Here is a 13,272-nt window from a genome sequence, read left to right on the forward strand (position 1 = left end):
AGTTTTGGTATATAATCAGTATGGATTTTGAATACGATCCGCAAAAGAGCGAGTCGAACAAGATCAAACACGGAATTGACTTTGAAGAAGCTCAGGAACTTTGGAAAGATGGGCGGGCAAAGGAGTCGTTACTTGGGACCGGAATGGAAACACGGTTTCTGCTTGTCGGGGTGATCGCGGAAAAACACTGGAGCGCGATCTATACGTATCGCGATGAAAAGGTCAGCATCATTTCAGTCCGACGTTCGAGAGCAGGAGAGGTACAAGACTATGGAGAAGATATCGGCTGAAGAATTAGAGCGGCGATTTGATGAGGGCGAAGATATGATGCCCTACGTGGTTCCCGGCTCGGGCCGCAGGATCAATGAAGTGCCGCAGCGCGTTAATATCGATTTCCCTCGCTGGGTCGTCAACCGCCTCGACCGCGAAGCCCAGCGCCTCGGCATCAGTCGCCAAGCCCTCGTAAAGGTCTGGATCGCCGAGCGGTTGGAAAAAGTGTGATATAGCGAGCTAACTACCGAACGCGTTTCCAGCCCGTGGCGGCGTAGTAATCGCCGCGGCGGCCGGTGGGCATCGCTAGTGTGATCGCGTATTTGCCGGCCTTGAATTTGGGGGAATCGACGACGAAATCGGCGCTATCGTATTCGTCCATCGGCGGGAAATTGAACGTCAGGTGCATCGTTTTCCTGCCGATGGTCACGCTGAGCGTTGCGGGTTCAGGGAAGTTGCAGAATTGCGACGTGGTAAGGCCTGAGATGGTGCCGTTGAGCGGTTTTATTACGTCCGGCAAGACAATCGAGCCCGAAGGGGCCCATTCCTTCAGGCTGACCTTCCAACGTTTTGAGGCGCCCGATGCCCCGGCGGCTAATGTCACTTTGGAACTGGCGGCATCGACTGGCTTTCCGTTCTTATCGCGGATCAGATACGTCACATAGCTGCCGGGACACGTCTGAGCTAAGGTGGCACCGGCAACAAACAGCATGATCGCTGCGGCGAAGGCAAGAGTATAGATCTTGTTCATAATAATCTCCCTTAGGTTCCGAACAGAGATTCTATAGAATGTCGAGCCGAGACGAACTCTTGTCCCGGCTCGAGCTGTAGCTACAAATTCCTCAAAATAAATTCCGTCATCATCGTGTACCAGTGCTTCACCTGCGCCGGGTTGCTGAGGCCGTGGCGGGCGGTGGGGTAGAACATCATTTCAAACTGCTTATCGGCCTTTTGCAGCTCGTAGGCAAGTTGGGTCATGTTTTGCATATGGACGTTGTCGTCGATCTGGCCGTGGATGAGCAGCAGCTTGCCTGAGAGGTTTTTGGCGGCCCTTACGACCGAGGTTTTCTCGTAGCCGTCACGGTTGTTCTGCGGCGTCGCCATGTAGCGTTCGGTATAGATCGAGTCATAGAGGTGCCAGTCAGAAACGGTGCCGCCGGCGATGCCGATCTTGAACGAATTGCTGTGCGTGAGGGCGTAGCTCGTCATAAATCCGCCATAGCTCCAGCCGTGCAGGCCGATACGGCTGCCGTCAACGTAGGGAAGCGCCTTAAGATACGAGAGGCCGTCCTCGATGTCGCGAAGTTCGAGCTCGCCGAGGCGTTTATACACGGGCCAAACCGATTCTTCACCCTTACCGCTTGACGAGCGGTTGTCACAGACCCAGACGATGTAACCCTTTTGCGCGAGCATCTGGAACCAGAGCATCCGATTGCCGCCCCAGCGGTTATAGACCGACGGCGCGTGCGGGCCGCCGTATGTGTATTGGAAGACGGGATACTTCATCGCCGGGTCAAAGTTCGGCGGCTTGATCATCATCGCCTCCATCTCAAAGCCGTCCTGTGTCTTGACCGTTAGGAATTCGGGCTTGCTGAGCTTGTATCGCCCGAGCACGTCCGTCTTGTTCTCGTTAATGACGCGCACGAGGGTGCCGTCAGCGCGAAAGAGCCGCGTCTGTGTCGGCGTCATCGCATCTGAGTAGCTCTCGACAAAGAGCGAATGGTCCTTGTTGAACGACGCCGAATGCCAGCCGTCACCTTTTGTCAGGCGCTCAGGCTCGCCGCCGTTCAGGCTGACACGATAGACGTTATCATTGATCTGGCCGTCCTTATTTGCCGAGAAGTATGCCCAGCCATTCTTTTCATCAACGCCCAGCAGGTTGCGGACCTCCCATTTCCCATTCGTCAATTGGCGGACAAGCTGGCCGCCATTGTCGTAAAGATACAGGTGCTTGAATCCATTGCGTGCCGATTGCCAGACGGCCGTTTGACCGTCGCCGATGAACTCAGGATCGTCATACACCTCGACCCACGCGGGCGTCATCTCGTTCAGGACCTTGGTAGATTTGCCGTTGAGCCCGGCCGAATTGAGGTCGAGCGACGTCTGCTCGCGGTTGAGGGCCTGGAACATCACATTCTTGCTGTCGGGGGCCCATGCGACACGTGCGATGAGCAGGTCGTCGGGCTTGTAGCCGGTGAGATCGACCCATTTCACGCTGTCGCCGAGCCGCTGCAGCGATGGCGGCAGACGTTCGCCTAACCGCGGGATGCGGCCGGCATTCGGCACGAGGGCCGTCTTGCCGACATCGGCGATGCCGAGCTTAACGGTCGGGTTCGGGTCGCCTGCCTGCGGGTAGAAAGTCGTCTCTACCTTCTGATCATTCGGGATGTCATTGGGCAGGATAAACTTGGGCACTTTGTCCTCATCCAGCCTGAGAAACGCGATGAACTTCGAATCCGGCGACCACCAATAGCCTCGTTTCTGCCCGCGGCCGTAGAGTTCCTCTTCGTAGATCCAGTCGAGATAGCCGTTATAGATCGCCTTATCGCCTTCGCGGCCGTCGCGCGTGAGCTGTTTTTCATTCGCCTTTGCGATATCGACCACAAATAGATTGTTGCCGCGCACAAAGCTGACCCAACGGCCATCAGGGCTGAATTCGGGCTCGAGCTCCTCGTCCCGCGTATTCGTCAGCCGTTTTAGCGAGCCCGCGGCGACGTCAAAATACCACAGATCGTCTGCATGGCTCAGCACGATGCCGCTCTCGGTCTCATTGAATTGCAGCCCCGGCGAATTTGCGAGCCCATTCGCCTGGTCCTGCTTTACGCCGATGCGTAACAGCTCAGCCGCCAGCCGGTCGCTGTTAAAATACGGTGCAGCATTGCCCGTAACGGCATCAACGCGCATCAGCTTGCCGCCGACGATCTGTTTGAACGACTTGCCGTCCGCCGCCCACTGCACAAACACCGGCGTCCCGCCAAAGCGGACCCGCCGCGACGAGTCGGTTGAGAAAATGTCGTCAATCGACAGCAGCCGATCCTGGCCATGAGAAATCGCGAAAAACGCAAAAAGGACAAAAACGAGCAAGGGTATTTTTTTCATATTTTCTGAATAATACCAAGAATTGGAACACGGATAAACACGGATAAGACGGATTAACACAGACGATCTGACCTTGGCTTCATCCGTGTTTATTCTCCAAAGATCCGTGTAATCCGTGTTCCAACTTCCTAAGCCTTAGGATGCGCTTTGTCATACACCTCGATCATCTTTTCCATCGAGACCTGCGTGTAGATCTGTGTAGTTGAGAGCCGCGCGTGGCCGAGGAGTTCCTGGATGTCTCGCAGGTCGGCACCTTGGTCGAGTAGGTGCGTGGCGAAGGTGTGTCGCAGGCTGTGCGGCGAGATGTCGTGGATATCAGCGCAGTGGCGGATGTATTTGTCGATCATCCGGCCGACCGATCGTGTCGTCAGACGGCCGCCGCGGCGGTGGAGAAACAGGGCATTTGTTCGCTCGGCCTCGGGAGCACCCGACAAAAAAACGCTGCGAGTATCTTCGAGATAGTGCATCACGGCCTGTGCGGCAGGCTCGCCGAATGGCACGATCCTCTGTTTCTTTCGTTTGCCGGTGACGCGGACCATGCGTTCACGAAAATCCACATCGCCGAGGTCGATATTGACCAGCTCGCCCACGCGAATGCCCGTCGCGTACAGAAACTCAAGTATCGCCCTATCGCGCCGGCCTAGGTCGGTGTTGACATCCGGCGTCTCGATAAACCGCACGGCGTCCTCCATCGACAGGTGGTTGGGCAGCTTTCGCTCGATCTTTGGCGTGGCGACGAGCTTTGCGGGATTAGATTCGAGCTTGCCCTCGCGGACGAGAAACTGGAAAAACGTTCTTAATGACGCCAGCTTTCTCGCGACCGATGTCTTCTTATGATCGCCGTGAAGGCCCGCCATCCATTCGCGTATCGTCAGTCGGTCGATCTGATCGATAGGCACATCGTCACGCTTCTCGACATTGAACAGAAACTGCTGAAACTGCCCCAGGTCCGATGCGTAATTCCGCAGCGTATGCGGGCTCACATTGCGCTCGTATTTTAGGTGTTGGAGGAATTGGACTAAGGACTCTTGCAGCATGACCGGCGAAAGCTTGTCTGTCATTAATAATTACTAATTGGCTAATTACTAATTATTAATGGTTATTTTTCTTAGGGACATAATAACCCTTGCGTGCCCGCACGGTGAGCTTTTCTTTTTCTTTGACCGTGACCTCGATCGTGCGAAGATCGCCCGGCTTGCCGGTGTCGTCCTCAGGGTAATAGCTGAGAACGTATTGCTGCGACAGATCGGCGGCGATACGGGCAAAGGCGGTGTTCATTTCGTCTTCGTCGATAGGCGAATAGACGGCCCCGCCGGTCTGCTGTGTGATCTCGAGCATTCTGCGTTCGGCGGCAAGCGTGCGGATGTTGGCGTTGCCGGCGCGCACTCCCGTCCGCTTCAGGTTCTCAAAATCTTTTGTGCGCACGACATAGACCTGGCAATCGTTCACCTGCAGGGCGCGCGTCACATCGTCGAGCGTCGTCTTGAGGTCACTATATGTGTCTTCGCCGTCTGACACGATCACGATCACGCGGCGGCCCTCAGCCGACTTTAAGTATTGCGCAACCTCGATGATCCCATCGAGCAGCGCCGTCGCACCCTTAGGATCGGGGAACATCTCGATCGCCTTCGTAAGCAGGGAAAGATCGCGGGTCAGCGGCTGTTCAAGACGTGTGTAGTCGGCAACCGAGAACAGCGCGGCCATGTCTCTGTCGGGGCGAATGACGCGCTTGAAAAAGCGTGTTGCCGCATCCTTTTCAAACTCGCGCGCGAGCAGAACGCTTGACGAATTGTCGAAAAGCATCGCCAGCCTGATCGGCGCTTCTGAGCGGAACATCTCAGCGACCTGCGCAGGCCGGCCGTCGATCTTTAGGTCAAAATCGATGAGCTTCAATGCCGCCACAACGCGGCCGCTCTCGTCTGTGACCGAGACGGGTATCGGCACGAGCGCGGCCGCGACCTTGATCACGTCGCCATCGTCCTTTTTGTCGGGCGGCGTATCAACCGGCTTTGGCGTTGGCGATGGTGAGCTAACAACCGACGGGCCGGTGATGGAGCGTGGCGTCGGCGTGGGCGTCGGCTTTGCCCTTCCCGACTGCGCAGGAGAACTAACCGCGAAACACGCGAAAAATGCTAAAACAAAGAAGAAGGAGCGAGAACTCATCAACCGAAATGTTTGATTACGAAAAGTCCCCAAAATATGCCTCTCGCGGCGTCGGAACGCGGGCATCCTGCCCGCTATACGACGATCAGCTTCACCGCCGCTAACACCAGCACCAGCGCCAGCACGCGCCTGAGCGTTAGAGAGTCAAACTTCTTTGCACCCAATGTTGAGCCGACAAGTCCGCCGGCGACGGCCGCACCGACCCAGAACCAAACCTCGCCGGGCAGCACGCTGACCTGAGAGTAATTGCCCGCGAGGCCCGATGCGGAATTCACGAGGATGAAGAGCGCCGACACGCCCGCCGCCGTTTTTGTCTCGGACCAGTGCATCAACAGCAGCACTGGCGTCAGGAATATGCCACCGCCCACGCCGACGAGCCCCGACAGCAGCCCCATGGCCGCGCCGATCAGTAGAGCGACCGCGAGGTTCGGCTGCTTGACCTCTTTATCGTCGGAGGCAAATTTCCACGCCAGCCGAAACGCCGCAAACAGCAGTACCAGCCCCAGAACGACGCGATACGCATTTGTCGGCAGCTTTATCATTCCGCCGATAAAGGCAAACGGGATCGACGTCACGGCAAACGGCCAGAACGTGCCCCATTTGAAATGCCCGGCCCGCCAGAATTGTATCGTCCCGATCGACGCCACAAACAGGTTCAGCACCAACGCCGTCGGCCGCGTCAGCTCGGGCGTCACGGCAAAGAACGCCATCACCGCCAAATACCCAGATGCCCCGCCATGCCCGACCGAAGAGTACAGCACGGCAACAATGAAGATCGCGAGAATAATTAGTAATGTCGTTGGTTCCATATCCGAAGGCCGCGTAGCGGCAAGATGATTGTAGCCGTGGGTTTCAACCCACGGAAATTGGATCGCAAACCAACCGTCGCGTCGCGACGATTGAATCAACCGTCGCTACGCGACGCGGATAACGGAAACGCTCCTTCCGTGGGTTGAAACCCACGGCTACATTCAGGCATCGCTACGCGATGAAGCCACTCATCCCAATCTTTCAACGCCCGTTCGACCTGGACCATGTGCCGTTCGCGTTTGTTGCGGTGTTTTTTGCGGAGTTCTACGGGCATCGGCTCAAGTAATCCAAACGTTATATTCACCGGCTGAAAGTTCTTTGTCTCAACGTTCGATACGTAGCGGCATAACGCGCCGATCGCGGATGTTACGGGAGCGACGAGCATTTGCTCGCCGCGTAAAGCACGCACCGCGTTTAGGCCCGCGAGCCAGCCTGTGGCGACGCTTTCGACGTAGCCCTCGACGCCGGTGATCTGGCCGGCGAAGAAGAGAAATGGATTCGCACGCGTCGCGAGCGTTTCGTTCAGGATCTTTGGGCTGTTGATAAAGGTGTTGCGGTGTATCTGGCCGTATTGCAGGAATTCTGCGTTTTCGAGGCCTGGGATCAGCCGCAAAACTTTCGCCTGTTCGCCGTATTTCAGGTGGTTTTGAAAGCCGACCATGCCAAACGCGTCGGCCATGAGATTTTCTTGCCTCAACTGAACACAGGCGTACGGCTCGGCACCGGTTCGCGGGTCATATAGGCCCTTAGGCTTCATCGGGCCGTATCGCAAAGTATCAACGCCGCGACGAGCTAGTTCTTCGAGCGGCAAACACGCTTCGAACCACTGCGTCGATTCAAACCGCTTCACAGGCACCGAAATAGCTCCGGTCAACGCCTCGTAAAACGCGGCGTATTCCGCCTCATTCATCGGGCAATTGATGTAATCGTCGCCGCCCTTGCCATACCTCGCGGCCTTGAACGCGACCGACATATCTATCGAATCCGCCGCCACGATCGGCGCGATCGCGTCGTAAAAATACAACTGATCGCCGCCCGTAAACCGCATAATGTCTGCCGTAAGTGCGTCAGACGTGAGCGGCCCGGTGGCGATCACCGTCGGAGTGCCGGTCGGAGTGCGGACACTCTTGTCCGCATCGCCGGTTCCTCCGGCGAACGGTACGTCGGTTTCACTCGGTTCACCCCTACTCGCGGCACGTCTGGACGCCGAAGCGGCGTCCATGCGGACAAGAGTGTCCGCACTCCGAATCTCTTCGCGAACTATCTCAATGCGCGGATGCTGCTCGATCTTTTCGGTGATGTATTCGGCAAATTTCGCGCGGTCGACCGACAACGCCGCTCCGGCGGGGACGCGGGTTGCTTCCGCCGCTTCCATCACGAGCGAGCTGCCGCGGCGGAGTTCTTCTTTCAACAGATATGGTGCGCTGCCGGGCTCGTCAGACTTGAGCGAATTCGAGCAAACGATCTCAGCCAGCTTGTCCGTGCGGTGCGCGGGCGTCTGCATCACGGGCCGCATCTCATACAGCCGCACGTTTGCACCCAACCGCGCCGCCTGCCAGGCAGCCTCAACGCCCGCGAGGCCGCCGCCGACGATGTTGACTAACTCCACATCGAGAGTTTACCGCACCGAGACGCTTGTAACGCGCTTGCCGGCGAATATTCTCGCCATCGTACGGCAGTTGTCAAATATCTTTGACGTGACCACACCGGCGGTCGGTTCATCGACCAATGCTGCCGAGCGTGAGGCCTTGATGAGCCAGGCAGCGGCCGCAGCGGCGTTGAGGTCGTAGGTCGGCGTCCATTCTTCGTGAAGTGGGGCGAGGCCGTTCGCGTCCTGTAATGCCGCCGCCGCGAGCGTTTCCTCAAGCTCTTCCTCGGTCAACGCGGGCTCGGCGTCCCACGCCGTTAGTAGTTTAAGTTTGTCTAAGTGTTCCATAGGTGATAGGTGTTGAGGTGATAGGTGCTAGGTAGAAGGCTGAACACCTTTCACCTAGTACCTAACACCTTCGGTTTACTCTTTGTCAGCAATGAGCATTGCCAAACACGTCGGCCTGACGACCTTCGCGCCGTAAACGTGGAGGCCCTTGACGGCGTCGCCGAAGCGTTTTTCGGGCTTGTAGTTTTGCAGGTCGACGACCTGTTCGACGTAGGCCGTGCCGCGGCTGTGGCCGGCGATGATCTTGTACTTCGCACCCGAAGTGTTGGGCACGTTGTTCGATTTGAGGATGGCGAAGCCCGCGGCCTCGCCGACCTCGCCGTTCTTTAGCGCGGTGTCGGACATGCGTGTGCCGGCCTTGATGAACCGCTCGTCCTTGAGCAGCAGGCCGTGAAACCACGCCGGCACGACCACAAATCGGCTGTCGATCGGCGTGTTGGCCTCATCGAGCTTGACGCCGAGATCGACCAGGTATTCATATGCCGTTTCCTTGGTCGGCACCTCGGGCGTCAGCGTCGAGCCGATGGTGTTGCCGACGGGCACCGCCGCCGCCATCAGGCCGGCGAGAAAGCTGTCCGCCACGTCTCGCAGGCCCCAGGCCGAGCGCCGCATCGCCTCGTCAAGCACGTTCACGTTCTGCTGCGCGCGGTCGATGGAATCGACGTAAAAGTTAAAGTACTTCGCCTGATCGATCAGCAGGTTTTGCTCCGTGTCGGTCAGCGATTCAGGCTCGCTGATGTCTGTGTCCTTTGTGTAATCGTCGATGGTGACCTCGCCGATGGACGCGATCTTGACCGTATTGCCGGCCTCCTTGATCTCACCCTCATAGTCGCGGTTGCACACGATCGATTGCCCGTAAACGAGCGATTTTTCCAAAGCGACAAGCAATCTCGCCGCCCAAACTGTTGGTATAAAATCTAAAGCCATATTCTTTTCTCTTTTCAATTGCCACTAGCTTTAGCTAGTGGCTTCTGTTCAACAAATAACCGGGCTTTAGCCCAAAAGGGCATTCGGCTATAGCCGGTTTCGGGGTCATCGTCACCACGGGCTGAAGCCCGTGGCAACTTATCAAGCTGACGCGAGCACGCGTTTCACTTCGCTCCAATCCAGCTCGGCGATCTCCGCCGGCTTCATCCGCTTTAATGCCTCTCGTGTCAGCGAAGGCTTGCGCACCAGACCAGCACCACCGTCTATCGATCGCGGAGCATCGCTGCCGAACTGCTCGGGAAATACCGTCTTAAGCCGTGCGACGATGGCTGCCGTATTCGCCGGCTTGCCCTCGTCGTCAAACTGCAGATCACCCTTTACCGAATCGAACAGCAGCACGGGCGAACGCGCCCCGGCCCGCTTCAGTTCCTCAAGAACCGTATCCCGAGCCGCCCCAAAGCGTATCGCCGCCCTAAGCTGCTCGTTCTCGGCTTGAAGCTCCGCGAGACTCGCGTCCTCGCCCTGCTCTTCCGTGTTAATGTCCTCGCCCACCGGTGCAGGCGAATCGTCTTGTGTTTTTTCTTGTTTCATAATTCATTCGACCGCGCGCGGCCCGTTCGTTTCTTTTCGACCGCGTAGCGGTCCCGTGAATGTAGCCGTGGGTTTCAACCCACGGAACGTCGTCAGATTTCGTCCTCGTCGCATAGCGACGATTGAATCTCCGCCGCGTTCGTTTTCAACCGTCGCTATCGGCGACGGATCGGTCAACCGACCGTAACCGTGGGTTCAAACCCACGGCTACAATCACCCCGCCGCTACGCGGCGATTTCCGTCATTCCATCTGCATCCGCCGCGCCGTAGCCGGCCTCGACGAGAGCTTCCTCGACCGGCAGGCCGATCCGTCGTTTCAACAAAATGTTCTCCAGCATCTCGCGCTCAGATAGCGGCGAAGGGTCTTCCCATTGGGTGATCAACCTCGAATCAACGCTGCGGCCCTCGATGCGCAGCGCAAACTCCATCGCGTCGGCCCACACCTGGCCGAATGCCTCTTGCCGGTCGCGGACCTTGGCGATGAAGCGCGTCTCTGCCTTGCGCAAAGCCTCGCCCGACGGCAACGCCCGCGTCGTCTGCATAAAGTAATGCAGCGGCGTGCCTGTCACCGAAGCGATGTCCGTGCGAAAGCTGTCTTTTACTTTCAGGAACTGGTCTAACTGCGAAGCCTCAAAATCGCCAAAGCGCGCGCTCGGGTTCTCGGCCATCCAGACCTTGTCGATGCCCGACTGAAACGGCACGACGGCCTTGCCTTCCTCGTCCGTCGCGACCTCGATACCGGCCGCCCACCGCTGCCGAAAGGCCGAAAACTCCATCGCCACCAGCATGTCCAGCACCGCTTTATTCAACCCGTCCTGCACCGGAATCGCCGCCTCCAACTCCGACCGCCCAAGCGTCCCAAGATCGGCGTTATTCGCGAAATGGAAAACGGGAACGACGCCGTAAGGATTGTTCTGAGTCCAAGCTTCAGCTTGCCCGCGTTCGCCGTCAGGCACGCTAAAGCGCGAACTCAGAACGAAAGGCACGAACGATTTCGCCTCCGGCAGAATGCCCTCTGACTTCTCCTTCGAAACGTACTTTTCGATCCGATTCGGATAAAACAAATTCAGCCGCACATGCTTGTCCGCCGCGATCCACGCCTTCGCCGCCCAGTTGATGCGCCCCGCGTCCTCTTCGTCATAGGCCACGGTGACGTTCGCCGCCCGATTCGGATAAAACCGCGCGCGTCCCTGCCCGTCGGGCCACACGATCAAATATGCATCGCCATTCTTCAGCACCTCTTTATGAACCTCTCCGGCGCGCAGCGCCATCCGATTCCGCGACCAGATCTCCCGCGCGTCGGACCGCAGGCTGGCAGCCTCCGAAAGCTCCCCTCCTTGAGAAGGAGGGGTGTCGGCGCTTCGCCGACGGGGTGGTTCGTTCTTCCCGCTGACGGCTGACGGCTGACCGCTGACAGCATCGACGGAGAATCCGACGATGCGCAGCTTGTCCTTCAGCGCGTCACAAACGGCAGGGCACAGATTCAGTGCAAACTCCCTGAACAGCGTCCCAAACGTGTTCTCAAATTTCTCGGTAGCAAACCTCAGGTCATGCCTCCCGTCGTAATACCTCTCCGGCCTCTCAACCCTAACCGCCGCCGAGCGAAGGTTCTCAATTGCTTGTTCGATGTGTTTGTTCATATTTTGTTGTTTCGTGATGAATGCAATCCTGCATAGATATCCTATCGATGCGACATTACGAGCGCACTACTAGCGACGTCGGAGCGATACTCATTAATAGTGATTACCTGGTCTTAGGCGTTGGCTGTCGTTTCGAGGGTTGTTTCGGCTCCTCTGACTCCCGCAAGAAGGTAACTGCTGGCAGCAACGTCCCTGGATAAGGGCTTCGCCGGGTAACGGTTGCGACAATTTCGCGTGAAGTTGAATACAGTATCGCTGGCGCGTTCGTTTCGGCGATAATTTTCGCGGTCTTAGTGTCGACACTTTCATGGATACTAAAGAAACCTACCATCACAATCCGAAAGTCATAAAAATGCTCCGGCTCCGGATTGGTAGATTTGATAGTAAGCTCACAGCGCCATTCTCGACCCGATCGTCCCACAGGCGTTGTCATGTCGCCTATTTCCAAGTCAATCGTCTTTGCATGATCTTTCGCGCTAGGTTCCTTTTCCAAGCTGTCCTTAAGAAAGTAAGACAGCTCTTTCAGAAAGTAGCGCTTAAGCTGCAACCGGGACAGGGTGGCTGGCATCGCAAATCTCTCCGTAATTAAGGCCCGTTGCCAATTGGGAAACCGATTGACTTCGAGCCAGTTTGACATTCGCTAGACGGACAACACCCAATGTTAATGCTTCAACATGAGCGAAGCTTGGGGTGATCATTTCTGGCGAGGTGAGACTCTCGTATCGTGGCTTAGAATCGAGATCCTCTACATCGATTACAATCGCCGATTCTCGCTGTTCTGAGAGCTGTGTTGTCAACGTTTCAGCGATCATGTCGGACAATTCGAAACCCGACATTTGACCGGACGACGCGCGAGCCAGAAAATCGATCCGCGCGAGTTTTTCAACCTGTTGAGCCGGCGACCGACCATTTTCCCACCTAGAGAATGTTTCTGGGGCAATTCCAATGCGAGCAGCCCATTCGGCGACCGTCATACGAAGGGAACGACGCAGGAACCTGACCTCTTCCCCCGTAAGTCGTGCCGCCTGTAATGCTATGGCCCTTGCTATCGCAAGATGGACTTGTTTAATGTTTCGAACCACCGGGAATTCGGCGCCGCAATGTCGGCACACCTCTACTTCACAATTCCGAAGGTACACATCTGCAACGCGAATTCCGTTGTAGTGAACCTTGGTTTTCTTTACCAGGACAATGTCATTTCCGCATTCTGTGCAATCCATAAAAAATCTCCAAACCTAGTCAAAAACTGTTACGACCTTTATGCGCCAGTTGGTTTCATCAATCACTACAATAGCGGTGAGGTCGTCTCCGTAATCGTCCTTACCTTCGACTCGATATTTATAGTTTTGGTGGTCATCTTCCCATTCAGCCTTTCTCGTGATTGTCCCTGTTTCTAATAAGAGAATTTCGAGATCCTGCATATCGACATCTCGTTCCGACATGCGGCCCTGTCGGGCATGACGGCGGCTCGGGGCGATATACCCGCCTTCATTGAGGATTTTTCGAATAAGATCAAGGGCTTTTCGAGGAGGATAAGGAGCAGCCATGTCGGGGAACCTGTTTGGCTGGTCATAATGCTACTTTTTGACCGAAAAAGCAAGCTTGTTTGCTTCTCCTATTGAAATCGTAAATCTTGAATTGACAGATTGTCAACTATTTTTGACATCTTGTCAAGTCCATCGGTAGATAAGACTCCGATGTCTGACTACGCGTTGCCAAGAAGAGCCTCATGACAAAATATCATGCTTACTTGACAATCTGTCCTTAGATGGAGAACAATTGTAATGTTTAAGGTGAAACCGCCTTCGCATCCCCTTGTACCTTGGAGAGTCTGAG

At 56.3% G+C, this 13,272-nt stretch carries 15 protein-coding genes; 2 read left to right on the forward strand and 13 right to left on the reverse strand.

Annotated elements, in window-relative coordinates; genetic code table 11:
* Positions 1-20: 20 nt before the first annotated feature.
* Positions 21-290 (forward strand): BrnT family toxin, encoded by a 270-nt coding sequence (locus IPM59_05785; GenBank protein MBK9215095.1) that lies wholly within the window; start codon positions 21-23, stop codon positions 288-290.
* Positions 280-501, forward strand: a complete 222-nt coding sequence (locus IPM59_05790) for a CopG family transcriptional regulator (GenBank protein MBK9215096.1) — start codon at positions 280-282, stop codon at positions 499-501. Before IPM59_05785 ends, IPM59_05790 begins: the two co-directional genes overlap by 11 nt.
* A gap of 13 nt (positions 502-514) precedes the next feature.
* Here IPM59_05790 and IPM59_05795 read toward each other — a convergent pair whose 3' ends face one another.
* From IPM59_05795 to IPM59_05855, 13 genes are all read right to left on the reverse strand, one after another.
* On the reverse strand, positions 515-1,021 hold the full coding sequence (locus IPM59_05795) for a hypothetical protein (protein ID MBK9215097.1): 507 nt from the start codon (positions 1,019-1,021) through the stop codon (positions 515-517).
* An 80-nt stretch (positions 1,022-1,101) separates the two neighbouring features.
* Positions 1,102-3,369 (reverse strand): S9 family peptidase, encoded by a 2,268-nt coding sequence (locus IPM59_05800; protein MBK9215098.1) that lies wholly within the window; start codon positions 3,367-3,369, stop codon positions 1,102-1,104.
* 128 nt (positions 3,370-3,497) lie between these two features.
* Positions 3,498-4,403, reverse strand: a complete 906-nt coding sequence (gene xerC / locus IPM59_05805) for a tyrosine recombinase XerC (protein MBK9215099.1) — start codon at positions 4,401-4,403, stop codon at positions 3,498-3,500.
* A gap of 58 nt (positions 4,404-4,461) precedes the next feature.
* A complete protein-coding gene (locus IPM59_05810; GenBank protein MBK9215100.1) occupies positions 4,462-5,532 on the reverse strand; it encodes a VWA domain-containing protein in 1,071 nt (356 codons plus the stop codon).
* A gap of 74 nt (positions 5,533-5,606) precedes the next feature.
* Positions 5,607-6,341 carry a sulfite exporter TauE/SafE family protein gene (locus IPM59_05815; protein MBK9215101.1) on the reverse strand — a complete coding sequence of 245 codons (735 nt, stop codon included), beginning with the start codon at positions 6,339-6,341 and terminating at the stop codon, positions 5,607-5,609.
* A 95-nt stretch (positions 6,342-6,436) separates the two neighbouring features.
* Positions 6,437-7,951, reverse strand: coding sequence for a methylenetetrahydrofolate--tRNA-(uracil(54)-C(5))-methyltransferase (FADH(2)-oxidizing) TrmFO (trmFO, locus tag IPM59_05820; GenBank protein MBK9215102.1), 1,515 nt, complete (start codon positions 7,949-7,951; stop codon positions 6,437-6,439).
* A gap of 9 nt (positions 7,952-7,960) precedes the next feature.
* Complete coding sequence (locus tag IPM59_05825) at positions 7,961-8,278, reverse strand: hypothetical protein (protein MBK9215103.1); 318 nt, start codon at positions 8,276-8,278, stop codon at positions 7,961-7,963.
* 75 nt (positions 8,279-8,353) lie between these two features.
* Entirely contained in the window at positions 8,354-9,205 is an 852-nt protein-coding gene (locus IPM59_05830; protein ID MBK9215104.1) for a P22 coat protein - protein 5 domain protein, read from the reverse strand.
* A 141-nt stretch (positions 9,206-9,346) separates the two neighbouring features.
* Entirely contained in the window at positions 9,347-9,796 is a 450-nt protein-coding gene (locus tag IPM59_05835) for a hypothetical protein (protein MBK9215105.1), read from the reverse strand.
* Positions 9,797-10,020: 224 nt separating this feature from the next.
* Positions 10,021-11,436 carry a phage portal protein gene (locus tag IPM59_05840; protein ID MBK9215106.1) on the reverse strand — a complete coding sequence of 472 codons (1,416 nt, stop codon included), beginning with the start codon at positions 11,434-11,436 and terminating at the stop codon, positions 10,021-10,023.
* A gap of 103 nt (positions 11,437-11,539) precedes the next feature.
* Entirely contained in the window at positions 11,540-12,004 is a 465-nt protein-coding gene (locus IPM59_05845) for a protein-export chaperone SecB (protein ID MBK9215107.1), read from the reverse strand.
* Positions 11,973-12,656, reverse strand: coding sequence for a type II toxin-antitoxin system MqsA family antitoxin (locus IPM59_05850; GenBank protein MBK9215108.1), 684 nt, complete (start codon positions 12,654-12,656; stop codon positions 11,973-11,975). The genes IPM59_05845 and IPM59_05850 overlap by 32 nt, the downstream gene beginning before the upstream one ends.
* Before the next feature lie 15 nt (positions 12,657-12,671).
* Positions 12,672-12,983, reverse strand: a complete 312-nt coding sequence (locus IPM59_05855) for a DUF4258 domain-containing protein (protein MBK9215109.1) — start codon at positions 12,981-12,983, stop codon at positions 12,672-12,674.
* Positions 12,984-13,272: the final 289 nt, after the last annotated feature.

Origin of the sequence: Chloracidobacterium sp. (assembly GCA_016715795.1) — a bacterium.
Lineage (GTDB): Bacteria > Acidobacteriota > Blastocatellia > Pyrinomonadales > Pyrinomonadaceae > OLB17.